This is a genomic window from Novipirellula rosea, from assembly GCF_039541335.1.
GTDB lineage: Bacteria > Planctomycetota > Planctomycetia > Pirellulales > Pirellulaceae > Novipirellula > Novipirellula rosea.
This window is the reverse complement of the sequence record NZ_BAABGA010000029.1, coordinates 16,015-34,854: the sequence shown is the minus strand read 5'-3', so window position 1 is coordinate 34,854 and position 18,840 is coordinate 16,015. Positions and strand designations below refer to the sequence as shown.

Sequence of the window (18,840 nt, the reverse complement as noted above, 5' to 3'; positions counted from 1 at the left end):
ATGTCAATTAAGGTATTAATCACAGGCGGCGCTGGTTGTATCGGCTCCGATTTAGCCGAAGTGTTAGTAGCTCGAGGTGATCACGTCACCGTGCTGGACGACCTCAGTAGCGGCCGCCGAGAGCATATCGAACCGCTGCTTGCAAACGATCACTTTCGTTTCATCGAAGGCGATTTGCTCGATCAACGCGTGTTGGAATCCGCGATGGATTCAGTCGAGATGGTCTATCATTTGGCCGCCAACCCGGATGTCAAATTCACTCCCGGCGATGCGACGGACAAGGATCTGAAACAGAACACGTTGGCGACCTATGCCGTCTTGGAAACGATGCGGCAACATGGCGTTAAGAAACTGGCATTCTCGTCCACCTCGGCAGTCTATGGTGTCTGCGAAACGCTGCCGATCAGCGAGCAACAAGCACCGCATCCAATCTCACTTTACGGTGCCAGTAAACTGGCCTGCGAAGGATTGATCGGATCCTTTCAACATCTATTCGGAATGCAGTGTTGGGTTTTTCGGTTTGCCAATATCGTCGGCAAGAAAGTTCGCTCACGTGGGCGTACCGTGATTGCTGACTTCGCGCATAAACTGCTCGACGATCCAACCACGTTGCCGATTCTTGGTAATGGAAAACAAGCAAAATCGTATTTACTTAGCAGTGAATGCGTCGAGGCGATGTTATTTGCGATCGAGCATGCCAAGCAACCGATCAACACCTTCAATCTGGGCTGCAGTGACTCGATCACGGTCGACCGAATCGCGGAATTGATGGTCGAAGCGATGAACCTCGAAAACGTCAAATTCGAGTACACGGGAACCGAAGGGGGTTGGGCAGGTGACGTCCCACGATTTTTATTAGATGTCTCGGCCATCAACCAACTCGGTTGGCAGGCGAAACATAATTCCGAGCAAGCGATCCGCTTTGCCATCGAAAACACACTCCAAGAAATCAACCAACCGACATGCAAGCCGTAATCCTCGCCGGCGGTCTAGGAACTCGGCTTTGGCCGTTAACCAAAACGGTTCCCAAACCGATGGTTCCTATTGCCGGGACTCCCTATCTGGAACACCAACTGCGATTGCTCCAGCAGCAATCGATCACGGACATTGTGTTGTTAACAGGCTATCTGAGTGAACAGATTGAAGAACACTTTGGTGACGGTTCCGACCTGGGGATAACGGTTCACTACTCTCGCGAAACCACACCGCTGGGTACGGGTGGAGCGTTGCGGCAAGCCGGTCCCTTACTCGCCGAATCGTTTCTAGTGATCTACGGTGACTCGTATTTACCAATTCAGTATGCAGACGTGCTAAACACACTCGCCGATTCATCAGCGACTGGTGTCGTGACCGTGTATGACAATCAAGAGGAAGACACCGGAGTTACGAATAACATTAGTTTGGACGAGAACGGTTTCATCGCCAAGTACAAAAAGGACGCGGCAGACGATCCGTCACTGCGATTTGTCGAAGCAGGCGTACTCGCGTTCCGGCGTTCCGTACTCGACTTGATCCCCGCCGGACAAGTCTCGCTCGAACAACAGATTTTCCCCCAACTTATCGCCAAACGAGAACTGTTCGGACACGTCACACGCCAACGGTTTTATGACATTGGCACCCCTGAACGGCTCGAGCGAATTGCGGATCAACTCACATGATTATTACACGTACTCCGTTTCGTATCAGTTTCGCCGGCGGTGGCTCGGATCTGGAGGTCTTCCACAGCCAGGAACCGGGTGCGGTGATTTCCACCGCGATCGACAAATATATGTACTTGACGGTGAAGGAGCGGTTCGGTAACTCGTTTCGTGTCAGCTATTCGCAAACCGAGCTTGTCGATACACCCGATGAAATCCAACATCCGATCGTGCGTGAATGCCTTAAATCGCTGGATATCCGAAAAGGGTTAGAAATCGTTTCGGTTGCCGATTTACCAGGGCAAAGCGGGATGGGATCGTCCAGCAGTTTTACGGTCGGATTGTTACATGCGCTGCATGTTTTGAACGGGCACGTCGTGACCGCAAAACGTTTGGCCGAACAAGCCTGCAATATCGAAATTAACATTCTGAAAGAACCGATTGGGAAACAGGATCAATACATTGCTGGTTTTGGCGGGTTAAAATTCATTCAGTTTCACCCCGATGGCACTGTGTTTGTCGATCCGGTCGTGTGTCGACGTGGGACGTGGGAGGAACTGAATCGCCGACTGCTACTATTTTTCACAGGCAAAACACGACGCGCAAGCAGTGTGCTGAAGAAACAAAAATCCAATTGTGAATCGCGGCGTCCCGCGCTTCGTCAATTGTGTGGTATCGCTCACCAGATGCGTAACATCCTTTCCGAAGGCCGCGACTTGAACGCATTCGGACGCTTGTTGCATGAGGCATGGGAAACGAAGAAAACACTCGAGTCGTCGATCAGCAACGGCGACATTGATTCCGTCTACAATCGTGGCATCGAAGCGGGCGCGCTCGGGGGCAAGTTGCTTGGTGCCGGCGACGGCGGCTTTGTACTCTTTTTCTGTGAACCCCATTTGCAGTCGCAACTACGCGAAGCGCTATTCGATCTGGTCGAAGTCCCTTTTCGTATGGAACCCGAGGGCAGTAAAGTCATCTTTGTCGATGGAGATCGCTGGTGAGCCGTCGCTGCATCTTTCTTGATCGCGATGGAGTGATCAACGTCAAAGCCGATGAAGGTGATTACATCCGCAGTTGGGAACAGTTCCAATGGATTCCCAATACTATCGATTGGATTCGCTTGTTCAATGCACTCGATTTTTTGGTCATTGTGGTAACCAACCAGCGTGGCGTCGCACGAGGCTTGATGACACAAGCGAATGTCGATTCGATCCACGAACAAATGGTTCGCGAACTTGCCGCGAAGGATGCCATCATCGATGATGTTTTTGTATGTCCTCATGAAATTGGATCCTGTCAATGCCGTAAACCGCTGCCGGGTATGGTTCACGCGGCACGCGATAAATGGAACATTGATGTGGAACATTCGCTAATGATTGGCGATTCCGAATCGGACCGCCAACTCGCATCGAACTGCGAGATGGGATTCATTCACGTTCACGAAGGAAAAATCAGCGGAATGCAGTTGCAGCACACCATCGGGAAACGAAGAGGTCACTGTGACGTGCGTTAAACGATTACTGATTGTGACGCACGTCACTCACTATCGACACGAGGGCAAGATTTTTGCCTATGGGCCTTATGCCCGCGAGATCAACATTTGGTGCGATCTGTTTACGGATGTCATGATTGCGGCACCCTGCAAAGTGGGACCGCCGCCGGGCGACGGCGTGGCGATCTCGCGAGAGAATATAGAACTAAGATCGATCCCGGCTAGCGGCGGCGAATCGATCAGAGCGAAGTTGTGGCAATTGATCCTGCTGCCACGAATCGTAGGGTTACTGATCTTCGCCATGCGGGCAACCGATGCAGTCCATGTGCGATGCCCCGGCAATCTAGGTCTATTGGGCGTGATTCTCGCACCTTGCTTTAGCAGCAAACTGATTGCGAAATATGCCGGACAATGGAACGGGTTCCCAGGGGAATCGTGGAGCGTCCGGCTGCAGCGGCACTTACTTGGCTCGCGATGGTGGCGTGGAATCGTGACAGTGTATGGTGATTGGCCGAACCAACCGCCACATGTGATCCCATTTTTCACGTCGGTGATGACTGCAGAACAGGTCGACCGAGCTAAAGAAATCGCGGCACGAAAAACGGCTCAACAAACATTGTCTCTGTTGTTCGTTGGTCGGTTGTCGAAAAGTAAAAATGTCGATGTGCTGATCGAGGCAGTGGCAAGATTGAAACAAGCGGACATCCGCGTGCACTGCGACATCGTCGGTGATGGCGCACAACGTCGTCAGCTTGGTGAACAAGTTCAACGATTGAAACTCGAAGAATGTGTCCACTTCGCCGGTGCAATTGATTTTGATCAGGTATTTGACTTTTACGACCGATCTCAAGTGCTTGTACTGGCGTCGGACACCGAAGGTTGGCCCAAAGCGATCGCCGAAGCAATGGCCTGCGGCTTGGTGTGTGTAGGATCCGATCGTGGACTAGTCCCCTGGATGCTGGGCAAGGGCAGAGGGTTTGTGGTTCCTGCGAGAGACGTCGATGCCCTGACAAGCACCTTGCGTGAACTCGCGTTGTCTCCGGTAGAGCGAATCGAGATATCAAAACGGGCGGCTACTTTTTCGCAGCGATACTCGCTGGAAACATTACGTGAAGCATTGCGAAAATTGTTGACGGAACATTGGCATGTGAACATGAACGAGGTCATGCCAACAAAACGCAACTCGGATCCGTGTATCAAACAACAAGCAACAGTTTCATGAACAAGCAATGGGATCGAATCGTGTCCCACACTTCGATCCACACTGGAACCAAAGCGGGCGATTTCCCGTTGCGGTGCCGTCGAGTTGTCTTGCTACGAAATGCAGGCAGATAATGAAACGACTGGTCGTGTTATCGCATGTGGTGCATTATCGTCACGACGGCAAACTTTATGCCTTCGGCCCCTATGCCCGTGAAATCGACATCTGGGCCGATTTGTTCCCTGAGGTCGTGATCGCGGCGCCGTGTCGAGACTCCGCCCCCAAGGGCGACAGCATGCCATTTGAACGTGCAAACATTACCATTCATCCCATTTTAAAAACGGGCGGAGATTCGCTCGGGGCCAAAATCGCTCAGCTGATTTGGCTTCCCCTTGTCATCGTTGGTTTAAGTCGCGCCATGGCGCATGCGGATGCGATTCATGTGCGATGCCCCGGAAACCTAGGCTTCCTGGGCGTATTGCTGGCACGTTTTTTCTCTCGCTATCGTGTTGCCAAGTATGCAGGACAATGGAACGGGTACCCGGGAGAGAACTTGACCGGGCGGCTGCAACGCTGGCTTTTGAAATCATGGTGGTGGGGGGCTCCGGTCACGGTCTATGGAGAATGGAAAAACCAACCGCCGCACGTCCATGCGTTCTTTACCTCGATGATGAGTGACCAGCAGGTGGAAACCGCAGTAACGCATGCTCGAGAGAAAACATTTTCTTACCCACTACGAGTGCTGTTCTCAGGACGCTTGGTCGCAGAAAAACGAGTGCATGTATTCATTGACGCAATCGCTGCAGTGGCCGCCAGCGGCATCAAAATCGAAGTCCGTATCGTCGGCGATGGTCCTCTGCGGGAGGAGCTAGAAGCCCAGGCCAGAGCCAGCGGGATTGCGGAATTCACCCGTTTTGTGGGTGCCGTTCCGTTTGACCAGTCACTCCAGCACTATCGCTGGGCCGACTGTCTTTTATTGCCCTCGGTCCACTCGGAAGGTTGGCCCAAGGTCATCGCCGAAGCGATGTGCCATGGACTGATTTGTGTCGCGGTAGACCATGGGCAAGTGGGCAGAATGCTCAACGGGCGAGGAATCTTGTTGCCAAACGGCGAGACTGAACAATTTGTCACTGCGCTGAAATCGATTGCGGATGATCCCGCAAAATTCCGCGAACTCGGCCAGCAAGCTTCGCATTGGTCGCAGCGATATTCACGCGACGGTTTGCGATCAGCTTTGGCCGAACTGCTGCAGCAAAACTGGAGCGTCCGACTGATTCAGCCTGGCAATACATCCACTGCCCCCGAAGTGCATTCCGCGGAAATACTCTTAAACGAATGATTGCGGAAAACAAAACCGATCGTCGAATTCATGTGATGCACATGACCGACACGCTTGATCTGGGAGGACGTGAGCGAATTGCCGTCGAGTTGGTGAACCAGATGCCTCGCGATCGGTACCGGACCTCGCTATGCACGACGCGTCGAGACGGGCCTCTTAGTCAATGCGTTTCCGCAGATGTAGGCCGGATTTGTCTGCACCGAAAACACACGTTTGATCTTCGTGCGATTCGCAACCTCGTGAAGTACAACCGCGATCACCGTGTTGACGTACTGCATGCTCACGGGTCGTCAATTTTAGTCGCGCGAATGGCGGCGATGTTTTCACCTCATCCTGCGATAATTTGGCACGACCACTATGGAACCAACGAACGCAAAGAACGTTCGACGTGGTTGTTCCGACTTTTGCTGCGGCATGTCGGAGGCGTGGTCGCGGTCAGCAAACCATTAGCGGATTGGTCACAAAACCAACTGCACTTCCGCAAAGACCGGATCTGGTGCTTACCAAACTTTGTCGACACCACCAAACAAGTCGCTCCGCATCGCGAATTGCCGGGACGCCGAGGCTCGAGAATTGTCTGCGTTGCGAATGTTCGTCCCGTCAAAGACCATCTCACACTGATTCGTGCGATGCAACGCGTCGTCATACCTTACCCCGACGCACATCTGTTGTTGGTCGGTGCCCATCCCGACGCCAACTACCTCAGTTTGGTGCAACGCGAGATTCAGATCCAGGGGTTGCAATCACATGTTACTTTGCTTGGCATACGCCAAGATGTCACCAGTATTCTCGAGGGTTGTGACATCGGCGTACTGAGCTCGACATCCGAAGGGCTTCCCGTTTCGCTGTTGGAATATGGTGCCACATCGATGTCGGTCGTGGCTACTCGCGTGGGACAGTGCGGTGATGTACTGGACGATGGCAAGGCCGGACTGCTGGTCCCTGCAAGTGAAGCGAGTCAATTGGCAAATGCCATCATCTCGTTACTGGCCGACGAATCCAAACGAAAATCACTAGGCCGTGCCTTTTTTAACCGAGTCCAGTCCCGCTACAGCGCCGAAGCGGTGATCGGACAGCTTTCGGAGATCTACGAAACCGTGTTGGGGTCGCGATGAGCGTTTCGACAAACACCTCCGTCCTGCTGGTAGGCAATTTCCTCTCGGGCAATGTCGGCAACCATTCGGTGTGCGAAGATCTGGCGGGCAAACTTGAATCGGTGGGACTGAATGTATTCACCGCGTCGGATCAGCGTCCCCGTGCGGCGAGGTTGCTTGATATCGTCACCACCACATGGAAACGGCGACACGAGTACAGCGCGGCCAACGTCGATGTTTACAGCGGACTCGGATTTGGATTGGCTGAATCTGCCTGCTTCGTCTTGCGAGCCGCTGGCAAACCGTATGCTTTGACCTTGCGTGGCGGCAATTTACCGGATTTCAGCAAACGTTGGCCGCGACGCGTCGATCGCTTGCTGCGTCATGCCGCAGTGGTCACAACGCCGTCGGAATATCTGCAGCAACGAATGGAACGGTATCGAAACGATATCCAATTGTTACCCAATCCACTGCACCTGAACCGCTACTCATTTTGTTTACGAGACAAGCCTGCCGCCAAATTGGTTTGGGTACGCAGCTTCCATCACTTGTACAACCCCACGCTGGCGATCCGCTTGGTTGCCGACCTGCAACCTACCTTTCCCGATATCCAGCTGACGATGGTGGGCCCCGACAAGGGCGATGGCAGCTTTCAGGCCACGCAACGAGCGGCCCTCGAACTAGGTGTCTCGGATCGCGTTCGATTCACCGGCGGGGTTCCGAAAACTCAAATCCCAGATCATCTGGCGCAAGCGGATGTGTTCATCAATACGACCAATTTCGACAACACGCCGGTCAGCGTACTCGAAGCGATGGCGTGTGGATTGTGCGTCGTCAGTACCGATGTCGGGGGCATGCCGGATCTGGTCGATCACAATCAGAATGCCCTGCTCGTGCCGCCTGATGACACGGCCGCGATGGGAACGGCGGTCCGCCGCGTGTTAAACGAAGACGGATTAGCCGGAAAACTATCACAAAATGCCCATGCATTCGCCAGCCAATTTGATTGGCCAGCGATCTTGCCGAAATGGGTCCGACTGTTCGAAACGTTAAGCGAAAAAGCAACGCACTGAAATGCCTCTTACGGAATCCAACCATGCGAGTCGTTGATACCACTGAAAACGTTCGCGAGAACGAACAACACTACGACCAGTCTTATCGCGACGTGAATGTCGACGAGATTGTCACCATGGTCGAAAACTTCGACGAATTCTTCAGTGACGCGGTGCGGACCGACACCAGTTGGTACGGGATGTACATGGATGGTTTCGCGGACCGGCTGAAAGGAAGACGCGTGCTGGAATTGGGCTGTGGCAACGGCGTCAACGCACTGGCGATGTGCATGCTGGGTGCCCAAGTCGTCGCGGTGGATATCTCCAGCGAGAGTGCACGGATCGTAAATCAAGCCGCACAGAAACTTGGATTTGGCCCCGAGCGTGTCCAAGGATTGTCGGGCGATTTCACCTCATTGAACCTCGAAGATGAACCATTTGATTGCGTGGTGGGCAAGGCGTTTCTGCATCATTTGACTGAGGAACTCGAGCGAGAGTATTTGGCCAAAGCAGCGGGAATGCTCAAACCCGAGGGCGAAGCAAGGTTTTTCGAACCCGCCGAGAACAGCCCTACACTCGACTCGCTACGATGGATGGTTCCGGTGCGGAATCGCCCTTCGTCGCTGAACAAAAAGGCGTTTGCGAAATGGAAAGCGAGCGACCCGCATCCGGATCGCAGCAATAGCTCGCAGACGTATCTGCAAAACGCGGCATTGTATTTCGAGCAGGTCGATGCATTGTCACTTGGCAGCATCGAGCGATTCCACAAACTGCTTCCGGGTGGCTCGTTCAATCGCAAATATCGTCGCTGGGCTCATCGGGTCGACGCCCGCATGCCTAATTGGTTCCGACACAAATTTGCACGATCCCAATTGTTGGTCTATCGCCACCCCAAGTCTAGCGCCGCGGATCGCGGTTCACTTTAGGATTAACGCTCCGTGGAAATCACCATCATCCTTAGTTCTCCGCGTTCGGGCAGCAGTTGGTTGTCTCGCGTGGTCCGCAGTATCCCCGATCACAGCGTGTTTACTCACAACACGTACACGACGCAGTTCCTATACTCGCTGTACCCGATCAAGTCAGTCAATCCGTTCAGTGATGACGGCATCGCACGGCCGGGGGTGGTCGATTCGCTACTGAAGCCATGGCGGGTGCGCCGCGTCCGTTCGTACATCGAATCACGTGCCTCTGGCAATCCGATCGTGCTGATTTCACCCACCCTCTCGAATTTCCTGCCGCTCTTGAAGGAAGCGTTTCCCGAGGCACGCTATGTGCATTTCCAGCGAAACCCGCTCGACACGATCGCCTCGATGAAAAACTTCTTGGCCAAAAACGACTGCGGTGGATTCATCGATCGTTATCGAGCCCATTCGTATGGGGGCCGCTTTTTTGCAATGCGAAGCGCGTGTATCCACACGCTGCATCGATTGCGTTGGATGCGGTTGGTGCATCGCGGGTATCTTGGCGTCCGGCCCGGCGGATTTCAACAAGCCGCTCGATACAGCTTGGTCGACTTTCTAAGTTGGTACTACACCGCCAACCAACGTGACATTCTCGCCGGGCTCGTAGATATCCCCGAATCACGGCAAGTCGCAATTCACTACGAAAAGCTCGTCGAATCTTATGACGACGAAGTCGCCAAGCTGCTGGAGTTCATGATTGGCGATCAAGAAAAACCGGAAATCCCTCATTCTCATGACGGGGTCCGCAGCGGTGCCGTGGGACGCAGCAAGGAGTTGTTCGACGAAGCACAGCTTGAGCAAATTCGTTCTTTCTTGTTAACCAACGCACCGCAACGGGTTTTGCAAACCTATGGGCTGGCAACGGCTAATTCAACCGCTGAGCAGCAACGAATTACGCAGGAGACATCATGAGTAACACATTACCCACTCAGGCGGATCAATGGGAAGAACGTCTTGTGGCGACGCCGCAAGAAACGATGGAACATTGCCGAGGGCTTTATGACGCCGATCATTTGAAGCCACTATTTGATCTCTTGCCTCCGCAAAGCAAAATCGTCGAGGCAGGCTGCGGGCTGGGGCAATTCGTCTATATGTTTGCCTCTTTGGGGCATCACTGTATTGGGCTGGATTATTCAGCGAAATTGATCGACGAGGCTCAAGCTCGAGGCGAAAACCTGACGGACCTGCCCGGAACGGTGCAGTGGGTCGAAGGCACGATTCTCGACTTGCCGTTTGAGGACAATTCGCTGGACTGCTACGCGAGCTTCGGAGTGCTTGAACATTTCACTCGCGATCAACAGCGAATCATTATGTCTGAATCTCATCGCGTACTCAAACCTAACGGATTGTTGTATCAATTTGTGCCTAGCTTCTGGTCCCCGTGGACGCTGCGCCGCGAAATTCGATACTGGTTTCGCAAATTGGTTCCGCCCAATCTGGTTTGGCAAAAAAACATCCGCCGATCCCTGCTGCGAAAGATGGGTGCGGAAGCGGGTTTCCAAGAAATCAGTTGCCAATCGGTGTATGCCGGTGTCGCGCTGCGAAGCATGAGGTTGCCGAACCGACTTCGCCGTCTGACTCCGACCCGCATCCGCCAAACTTCGCAAGACGCCATCGATCGAATGGGACAGTGGTGCGACCGCCACGATATTCTCGGCTACGGTCTTGTCTACATTGGAAAGAAATAATTCTAACGACATGCCATCACGCCCCCTAAAAGATCGCACTTGGTCATGGTTTATCTCCAAAATATTGCTGCCGGCGGGGGATCGTGCATTTGGGCAGCAAATGATGCAGAGATACCATTTCCTGCAGCAAGCCCAGTGGTGGGATCCGCAGCGAGTGCAAGCGTATCGCGACGAAGCGCTCGCCAAATTGATTAGCACGTCGTATGCGGAAGTACCTTTTTATCGACAACAAATGGAGGCTGCCGGAGTAAAGCCAGACGATATTCGCACCGCTGCGGACCTCGTTAAACTGCCGGTGGTCAACAAGACGATGTTGCGATCGGGCTATCCCCACGAAACAACCAGAGACACCGGACAAAAGGTTTACGAAGCCTGCACCTCGGGATCGACAGGCAAAAATTTTTGTATCAAAGAAGATGCTTGGACAGCTGGCTGGTACCGTGCCTCGTTCCTGTTGTGTCTGGATTGGGCGGACTGGACTTTCGGCGAACCGCATCTGCAGACCGGCATCACGTTGAATCGGTCGATCGATCGCCGCATCAAAGACCGACTTTTGCGTTGCCACTACGTTCCCGCATTTGACCTGCACGACGACCGCTTGGATGAAAACCTAGAACAAATCGATCGATACAAAATTGACCACGTATGGGGTTACCCCAGCAGCCTGTACTACTTGGCACGACGGGCAAAAACGCGTGGCTGGAACCGCCCGCTGCGATCGGTGATCACGTGGGGTGACATGGTGTATCCGCGGTATCGAGAAATGATTGAATCGACGTTTGGTACTCAGGTCCGTGACACCTATGGATGTTGCGAAGGAATGCACATTGCAGCCCAGTGTGGTCACGACAACCAATATCACATCCACTCGTTGGACGTCATCGTCGAGTACCTCGATGCGGACAACAACCCCGTCGATGCCAATCAAACCGGCGACGTGATCGTAACGCGTCTACACCCCGGCCCGATGCCGTTGATCCGTTACCGTATTGGCGATCGTGCGACCCGCAGCGATGGCCAACCGTGTCGTTGCGGACGTGGATTTGAATTAATGAGGGGTATCCAGGGCCGCGACACTGATTGTGTTGTTACCCCGACGGGAAACCGCTTGATTGTTCACTTCTTCACCGGTGTGCTGGAACATTTCCAAGAAGTCGATTCGTTTCAGGTGATTCAAAACGAACGAGATTCTGTGCAAATTCGGATCGTGCCGCGTCAAGGGTTTTCTCGCGAAACCGAACAACACATTGCATCGACCCTGGCCGAACGAGGCGCGAAAGATCTTCGCATCGATGTGGAAACGGTGACAGAAATCCCGCTGACTCCTGCTGGCAAACGTCGCTTCGTGATCAACAATCTTGACCGACCGTCAAATTTAATAGCGGATGAAGGAACTTAGAGAAGCCAACGATGGGAACACCTGATCAGTTTGATGCGTGTCTACTGGTCGCGGGCCAGCACAACGCTGTTAGCGTGTACGGAGTATATTGGAACGGGGTCTGCTTTCGCACCGATTACAAGGCATTCGTGTCAAATGGGTTCCTACCAAAGCAGTTGACGACGTAGACGCGGCGGATCTGCGAAGCCGCGGGTCACAGAGAATGGGTGAGGTCAAAGTGGTGGTGGAACCGGTAACAGAAATTAAACTCACCAAGGCTGGAAAATTTATGGCGGTAATCAATTTGACTTCAAAACAATCAAACGCAAGCACCGGAGCTAGTGAATATGTCGACCACTGAGTTGTCGCGACTGGCAACGGAATCGGCGTCTTCCTCTGCAGGAGCACGCCCTAAGATCTGTATTTTGACCCAATATTTTCCACCCGAAATGGGTGCTCCTCAAGCCCGTTTGTCGGAACTTGGTGAACGCCTGATTGATTTAGGATGGGACGTCGAGGCGTTGACAGCGCTTCCCAACTATCCCACCGGAAAAGTGTTTGAAGAATTCGATCCTCGGCAGCCGCATGTGCATCAAGTTGGCCGCATTCGCACCGTCCGCGTTCCGCTGTACACCGCTAAACAAGGCTTTAGCAAACGCATTCGCTGTTATTTCTCGTTCGTACGCGGCGCCAAGCGTTTTGGTCCCAAACTTTGCCAACGTCCTGATTTATTGTTCGTCGAGTCGCCCCCGCTATTTATCAGTTACGCAGCAAAATATCTGGCGAAACGATGGAAGTGTCCCTTTGTGTTTAACGTCAGCGATTTGTGGCCTGAGTCGGCGATTCGCATGGGAGTGGTAAAACCGGGACTCGCTACGAAGATGGCCGAACGTCTGGAGCTCGCAACCTATCGCCGCGCCACCGCCATTACGGGTCAATCCGATGAAATCATCGCATCGGTGCGTGAGCGATGTCCGGAGGTGCGAACGCAAGTCATCACCAACGGCGTCGATCCAAGTCGCTTTGGTCCTGAGCATGCCGACGATGAAGCACGTCAATTGATCGGATCCGAACCGGGGCCGATCTTTATTTTTGCGGGGCTGATTGGTTTAGCCCAAGGGTTGAACCAGATTCTCGATCTCGCCAAATCGCTCGATGCCTCGACACCAGGACGTTTTGTCTTAGTCGGAGACGGGCCCGCGCGTGAGGACTTAGAGAAACGGATTGAGCGAGAATCGATCGACCGCGTCAAGATTGTCCCGGCGCAGCCGCGCGAGCGGATTCCCGCGCTGCTCGCCTCGGCCGACGTCGCCATCATCAGTCTGGGAATGGCAATCCCCGGCGCCGTTCCCAGCAAGATCTATGAGGCCATGGCATCGTCACTGCCCATCTTGTTGATCGCCGATGGTGAACCGGCCAAACGAATAAAAAATGCAAAATGTGGAATCGCAGTCTCGCCCAGCGACATTCAGAACCTATTGCCAACGTTCAAGCAGCTCGCTTGTGACGCGGAATTGAGACGGGAATATGGCGAGCAGGGGCGTGCCGCAGCGGAGACCACCTACAATCGAGACCACATTGCCGCGATGCTTGATCGAGTTCTCAGAGACGTGTTACCGGCATCACGTGACATCTAAATGCATGTGGCAACTCTCATGACGGAGAATCAGGGCCGATGAAGGGAATTATTTTAGCTGGCGGAAGCGGCTCACGACTGGCGCCGTTGACGACCGCGATCAGCAAGCAATTGCTACCGGTTTACGATAAACCAATGATCTATTACCCGCTGAGCACGCTGATGTTAGCGGGCATTCGCGAGATCTTGGTCATTTCAACGCCGCAACACACTCCTCTTTTTCAATCCCTTCTCGGCGATGGCAGCCAGTGGGGATTGCAGCTGCAATACAAAGTCCAGCCGAAACCGGGCGGATTGGCCCAAGCGTTTACTCTTGGCGAAGAATTCATCGACGGACACACCAGCTGCCTGACTCTGGGAGACAATCTGTTTTACGGCCAAGGGATGATCAATCTGCTCCGCCGCAGTGCCTCGATCCAGCATGGGGCTCGCGTCTTCGCCTATGAAGTCCGCAACCCGTCTGCGTACGGCGTTGTCTCATTTGACGAAGAAGGACACGCCATATCGCTGGAGGAAAAACCGGAGCAACCAAAGTCGAACTTTGCCGTTCCAGGACTTTATTTTTATGACAGCCGAGTTTGCGAACTTGCCAAAACATTAAAACCATCGGCGCGAGGCGAGGTTGAAATCACCGATTTGAATCGGATCTATTTGGATGAGGGATCGCTAGGAGTCGAAATGTTCGGCCGGGGTACCGCTTGGTTAGACACAGGCACCAATGAATCATTGCTTGATGCGAGTAGTTTCGTGGGCGCGATCGAAAAACGAACTGGGTTAAAGGTTTCCTGCCCCGAGGAAATCGCTTACCGGCAAAACTGGATCACCAAGGATGAATTGGCGGAACTTGCTGAAAAGTACAGCAATTCAGACTACGGATACTATTTAAAACGACTGCTCCAACAACCCATCAGGCACATTCAATGAGTGGTCAGCAAACCGACACGCCACTGCGTGTGGTGGTGTTAGGTGCGGCTGGATTCCTGGGATCCTCGATGACGCGGTTTCTGGCGGCACAGGGTCATGACGTGGTTGCCTATTGGCGACAACCGCGTCCCGAAATTGAGCAACTTCATGGTGTGACCTCGGTGGTCGGTGACATTCGCGACACCTGGATCCTTAGTGACGCGATCAAAGGCGCTGACATTGTTTATCATTTTGCCTCAGCAACCTATCCAAGCCGATTCTTTTCGGAGCCGACAGCCGAGTACACCGAAGCGCTCAGTCCGCTGCTGGTACTAATGGAAACCGCCGCCTATCACGGCGTACGAAAAATTGTCTTCCCATCTTCGGGTGGAACAGTTTATGCGGACACCGACCAACCGCGGCATGAGAATTCAGCGACGGACCCTCGTTCGCCCTACGCTATTTTCAAATTGGCTGCCGAGCAATTGCTCGGACATGCAACGCGTCGCGGGCAATTCGCCAGCGACATCTTTCGGATTGGAAACCCTTACGGACCAGGGCAGCGGACTCGGCCGGGTCAGGGTGTATTGCCGCATTGGATCGAGGCCCTTCATCACGGCACCCCGATTCGAGTCTATGGCGATGGCTCCGCCAGCCGAGACTACATTTATATCGAGGACGTGTGTCGGTTGATGGCAATTTCATGCGATCGGTTAGATGAATCGAACGTGTTCAACCTTGGCACGGGAGTCGCCACATCGCTTGAGCAGCTGATTCATACGATACGACGTCTGCTCGATAAAGAATTCGAGGTGATTCACTTGGCACATCGCAGCAGCGACATCGCATCGATCTCTTTATCCCCAGACCGACTGCTCGCCTTAACGCCGGAATATAAATTCGTCCCAATCGAAGAGGGCATTCGGCGAACCCTCAAACATCATCGGCTACTATGCGATTAGAATGGAACGATCGTCACCCGATGTCGTTTGCAATCGTTGCACCGGACATATTGTCCATAAAGAAGAGAGTGTCCCAGCGTGCAGTTGAACGATGCAAAAAAGGCATCACCGCCGAGAACGTTTGCTCCCACATGAAAGACTCGCTCCATGATTGAGACGTTATGCAAAAGCGAAAGTGAGCTAACGAACGCACAACCGTTGTTGGCCAAACGGTTGCTGGTTGTTTACGAGAATCATCCGCTTGAAACGACCACTGCGCGTGCCGTACCGAGACTTCTGGCGCAATTGGCGGCCCATTTTGCCAGCACCGACACGGCAACCGAAGTCATTGCCGTTGGACCTGGCAACACCAACATTGATGGAGTGCGATCGGTTTCGGCCACATTAGGGCTTGCCGGACGTGTACGTTGTCGCATCCGTGGCGGTCGTGTGGGACGCTCGCTAGGTTTTCGCCCAACCGTCGAATCGACCGCTCCCTATCAACGTGCTCGAGAAGCTTTAAAGCAATTTACGCAGACTGCGGATGAACAGACGATTGTCATTGCCTCGACGATGGCGGTTGCGGCATTGGCCAAACAAGTGTTGCCACGCGCCCGCGTCGTGTATTGGATCCAGAGCTTGCCGCGATTAGGCCAAGAAGCATTGGCAGCCCGTGCCGTGGCAGGCGCCGATGCGATTGTAGCGCCCTCTCACGCGATCTACGCAGATCTATTTGCGTTGATTTGCCGCGATCGGTTTCCACCGCCGGTTTGGACTATCCCCAACTGGATTGACCAATCCCAGGTCAAGACGCTCTCACGCGAGCAGATCGCTGAAACCAGACAACGCATCGGACTGGCCGATGATGATTTTGCGGTCATGCATGTGGGGCGTGCACCGGAAAAAGGACTTCAGATAGCCAAAACCGCACTGGCGATCGGACAGTTCCAAAAGAATACGGTACTGGTCACGATTGGGGGCGCAAAAAAGGAACGCGGCCGGCTGAACGATCGTGCCGAATTTCTGCAATTGGGCTGGATCTCGCTTGAGGAATTAAACGCGGTTTATCAAACCTGCCAACTCGGACTCGTACCCAGCGTCTGGTGGGAGAATTGCCCACTGGCCCTGATCGAAATGATGTCGTTGGGGATCTGTCCGATCGGATCGCGAGTGGGCGGCATCCCCGAGATGATCGACCACGGCAAAAGCGGACTGATCGTCGATGCCCCCAACGACGTGGATGCATGGGCATCGGCGATCCAAACGTTGGCCGCCGATGACGAACTTCGCAACCGACTTGGACATCAGGCAAGTCTTAGCGTCCAGCATCAATTTGATCGTCAAAATATCTTGTCGCGTTGGCGTCAAGTGTTAAACACGGTCATCGCCACCGCATAGAAGACAACCCACTGAACGACACCCCATTGCACGACAACGGGTTTCATTGGAACACGATTTTTGACACGCGTTTGCATCACTAAGGGTAGAACAAAATGGCAACTCTCACGCAACTTGCAAATCAGTTTAATTCAGACAAGGGCGATCAGGTTCGATGTTGCCATCGATACACAACCCTATACGAGAAGATCTTTGAACCCTTTCGCGACCAAGCTATCTCGATCTTAGAAATTGGACTCCAGCGAGAAACCACACAACATCAACTCGATTGTCCCTCGCTGAGAATGTGGCTCGAGTTCTTTCCCCAGGCCCGGATTTCAGGCTTTGATCTAACCGATTTCAGCGAGGTCGACATTCCCCGAGCCAAGACGTTTCAGGGCGACCAAAGCGATGCCAATCGGCTGCGAGAAGTAGCGGAAGAAGCCGGCCCCTTCGACATTATTATTGACGATGGCAGCCATGCTTCGGCACATCAACAGATTACCCTCGGGACACTGTGGCCTTACTTGAATCCCGGCGGACTGTTTGTCATCGAAGACGCTCATTGGCAACCCCAACGCGATGTCGAGCGGCGAGACGGTATCGAAACGATGCTCTCGATTTTCAAACGGTTCTCGCTTTATGGCGAACCCATCGAATCACCCTATATCAGCGACGAACGTTGTCGCGAAATCGAACAAAACGTGGTGCGATGCACTTTTTCACATCCGTTTGTCGATGAGAAAGCGAGGCCGCAAAAGCGATCGATGATCCGAGACATCGCTCGACGCGTGCTAAAGGGAAAACGACGCTACTCGGACCAACGTCTGTTCAAACTGATCATCTTGGAAAAGAAAGGGACGGCAGACACCTCGGGGTTTGAGACCGCCGCCGTCCAAATGACGTGTGATGCCGTCTAATTTGCGCCCATTGCACGTTCCTGTTGCCCATCGATTCTCGTAACCGAAGTCTGACAATAGTTTGACACAATCACAAATGCATTCCAAAGACATCGTCGCCTGTGTGGTCGGTGCACGTCCCAATTTTGTCAAAATGGGTCCGATCCTCCGCGGGATTGAAGCTTGTGCTCCCAACGTTCAGACTCGCTTGATCCATACCGGACAACATTACGACGATGCAATGAGCGATTCGTTTTTTCGGCAATTGGGCTTGCCCCAACCTGACGTTCATTTGTCGGTCGGATCGGGTCGCCAAGGGGAACAAACGGCCAAGATTCTTGACAGCTATGAACGCTGGTTGCTCGATTGCGAACAGACGCCCGCTGCAACCCTGGTCGTCGGCGATGTCAATTCCACCGTCGGATGCGCGTTAGCTTCAACCAAACTTCAAATTCCTGTGATTCATGTCGAAGCTGGATTACGCAGTTTTGATCGCACGATGCCCGAGGAAATAAATCGCGTTGTGACCGATGCGATCTCGGAGCTACTATTGGTCAGCGAACCGAGCGGACGTGAGAACCTGCTCAAAGAAGGCAAATCGGACGAGTCGATCCGCTTGTGCGGAAACGTCATGATCGACGTTTTGCGATCACAGCTTGATGCTGCCACGGCGCTCGATCCGCTCCGCAAAATGGGGCTGACCAAGAACCAATATGCGGTTTGGACCATGCACCGTCCGTCCAATGTCGATGATCCAGAACAATTGCGCCGTTTTGTCGACGCGATGACACAAATCTCGCAGCTGTTGCCGGTCGTATTTCCTGTCCATCCACGGACTCGCAATCAGCTCGAAACCTTAGGGCTGTGGCAGACGCTCGAAGCAACCTCAACGATTCTGGCCACCGATCCACTGAGCTATCACGAGTTGCTCGGATTGACGTCCAAGGCCAAAGTCATCATTACCGATTCGGGCGGATTGCAAGAAGAAGCGACCGCACTTGAGATCCCCTGCCTGACGTTACGAGAAAACACCGAGCGTCCGATTACCGTCGATGAAGGCACCAGCGTGCTGGTCGGACACGACGTGGGATTACTTGTCAAACTTGTTGATGACGTGATCGAGAACAAGTTCAAGCAGGGTAAATGTCCCCAACTGTGGGATGGATCCGCGGGGCGACGCGTGGGTGCCGAAGTGGCAACATTCATGGCAAGTCGCAAGAATCCCTCCTAACCAATCAAAC

General features: G+C 53.4%; 18 protein-coding genes. All 18 read left to right on the top strand.

Going from position 1 to position 18,840, the window contains the following annotated elements; translation table 11 throughout:
- The 18 genes from ABD971_RS10030 (at position 1) to wecB (ending at position 18,830) form a co-directional block, all read left to right on the top strand.
- The gene (locus ABD971_RS10030; RefSeq protein WP_339940960.1) at positions 1–975 is read left to right on the top strand and encodes an SDR family NAD(P)-dependent oxidoreductase; all 975 of its coding nucleotides are present in this window, start codon (positions 1–3) and stop codon (positions 973–975) included.
- Positions 963–1,658 carry a nucleotidyltransferase family protein gene (locus ABD971_RS10025; RefSeq protein ID WP_345321671.1) on the top strand — a complete coding sequence of 232 codons (696 nt, stop codon included), beginning with the start codon at positions 963–965 and terminating at the stop codon, positions 1,656–1,658. Before ABD971_RS10030 ends, ABD971_RS10025 begins: the two co-directional genes overlap by 13 nt.
- Positions 1,655–2,638, top strand: coding sequence for a GHMP family kinase ATP-binding protein (locus ABD971_RS10020; RefSeq protein WP_345321669.1), 984 nt, complete (start codon positions 1,655–1,657; stop codon positions 2,636–2,638). The genes ABD971_RS10025 and ABD971_RS10020 overlap by 4 nt, the downstream gene beginning before the upstream one ends.
- The gene (locus ABD971_RS10015; protein WP_345321667.1) at positions 2,635–3,150 is read left to right on the top strand and encodes a D-glycero-alpha-D-manno-heptose-1,7-bisphosphate 7-phosphatase; all 516 of its coding nucleotides are present in this window, start codon (positions 2,635–2,637) and stop codon (positions 3,148–3,150) included. Before ABD971_RS10020 ends, ABD971_RS10015 begins: the two co-directional genes overlap by 4 nt.
- Positions 3,137–4,351: a glycosyltransferase family 4 protein gene (locus tag ABD971_RS10010; protein ID WP_345321665.1), complete on the top strand. Its 1,215-nt coding sequence runs from the start codon at positions 3,137–3,139 to the stop codon at positions 4,349–4,351. Before ABD971_RS10015 ends, ABD971_RS10010 begins: the two co-directional genes overlap by 14 nt.
- 112 nt (positions 4,352–4,463) lie before the next feature.
- Positions 4,464–5,669 (top strand): glycosyltransferase family 4 protein, encoded by a 1,206-nt coding sequence (locus ABD971_RS10005; protein ID WP_345321663.1) that lies wholly within the window; start codon positions 4,464–4,466, stop codon positions 5,667–5,669.
- A complete protein-coding gene (locus ABD971_RS10000) occupies positions 5,666–6,784 on the top strand; it encodes a glycosyltransferase (protein WP_339940948.1) in 1,119 nt (372 codons plus the stop codon). The genes ABD971_RS10005 and ABD971_RS10000 overlap by 4 nt, the downstream gene beginning before the upstream one ends.
- Positions 6,781–7,836, top strand: coding sequence for a glycosyltransferase family 4 protein (locus ABD971_RS09995; protein ID WP_345321660.1), 1,056 nt, complete (start codon positions 6,781–6,783; stop codon positions 7,834–7,836). The genes ABD971_RS10000 and ABD971_RS09995 overlap by 4 nt, the downstream gene beginning before the upstream one ends.
- 23 nt (positions 7,837–7,859) lie before the next feature.
- Positions 7,860–8,741, top strand: a complete 882-nt coding sequence (locus ABD971_RS09990; RefSeq protein WP_345321658.1) for a class I SAM-dependent methyltransferase — start codon at positions 7,860–7,862, stop codon at positions 8,739–8,741.
- A 12-nt stretch (positions 8,742–8,753) separates the two neighbouring features.
- The gene (locus tag ABD971_RS09985) at positions 8,754–9,689 is read left to right on the top strand and encodes a sulfotransferase (RefSeq protein ID WP_345321656.1); all 936 of its coding nucleotides are present in this window, start codon (positions 8,754–8,756) and stop codon (positions 9,687–9,689) included.
- A complete protein-coding gene (locus tag ABD971_RS09980; RefSeq protein WP_345321654.1) occupies positions 9,686–10,465 on the top strand; it encodes a class I SAM-dependent methyltransferase in 780 nt (259 codons plus the stop codon). Before ABD971_RS09985 ends, ABD971_RS09980 begins: the two co-directional genes overlap by 4 nt.
- Before the next feature lie 10 nt (positions 10,466–10,475).
- Positions 10,476–11,864, top strand: coding sequence for a phenylacetate--CoA ligase family protein (locus tag ABD971_RS09975; protein WP_345321652.1), 1,389 nt, complete (start codon positions 10,476–10,478; stop codon positions 11,862–11,864).
- Between the two features lie 326 nt (positions 11,865–12,190).
- Positions 12,191–13,480: a glycosyltransferase family 4 protein gene (locus ABD971_RS09970; protein ID WP_345321650.1), complete on the top strand. Its 1,290-nt coding sequence runs from the start codon at positions 12,191–12,193 to the stop codon at positions 13,478–13,480.
- A gap of 38 nt (positions 13,481–13,518) precedes the next feature.
- Entirely contained in the window at positions 13,519–14,403 is an 885-nt protein-coding gene (gene rfbA, locus ABD971_RS09965; protein ID WP_345321648.1) for a glucose-1-phosphate thymidylyltransferase RfbA, read from the top strand.
- Positions 14,400–15,344, top strand: coding sequence for an NAD-dependent epimerase/dehydratase family protein (locus ABD971_RS09960; protein WP_339940932.1), 945 nt, complete (start codon positions 14,400–14,402; stop codon positions 15,342–15,344). Before rfbA ends, ABD971_RS09960 begins: the two co-directional genes overlap by 4 nt.
- Before the next feature lie 147 nt (positions 15,345–15,491).
- Entirely contained in the window at positions 15,492–16,721 is a 1,230-nt protein-coding gene (locus tag ABD971_RS09955) for a glycosyltransferase family 4 protein (RefSeq protein ID WP_345321645.1), read from the top strand.
- Positions 16,722–16,816: 95 nt separating this feature from the next.
- Positions 16,817–17,620, top strand: coding sequence for a hypothetical protein (locus tag ABD971_RS09950; protein WP_339940928.1), 804 nt, complete (start codon positions 16,817–16,819; stop codon positions 17,618–17,620).
- Between the two features lie 76 nt (positions 17,621–17,696).
- Positions 17,697–18,830: a non-hydrolyzing UDP-N-acetylglucosamine 2-epimerase gene (gene wecB / locus ABD971_RS09945; protein ID WP_345321643.1), complete on the top strand. Its 1,134-nt coding sequence runs from the start codon at positions 17,697–17,699 to the stop codon at positions 18,828–18,830.
- Positions 18,831–18,840 lie beyond the last annotated feature (10 nt).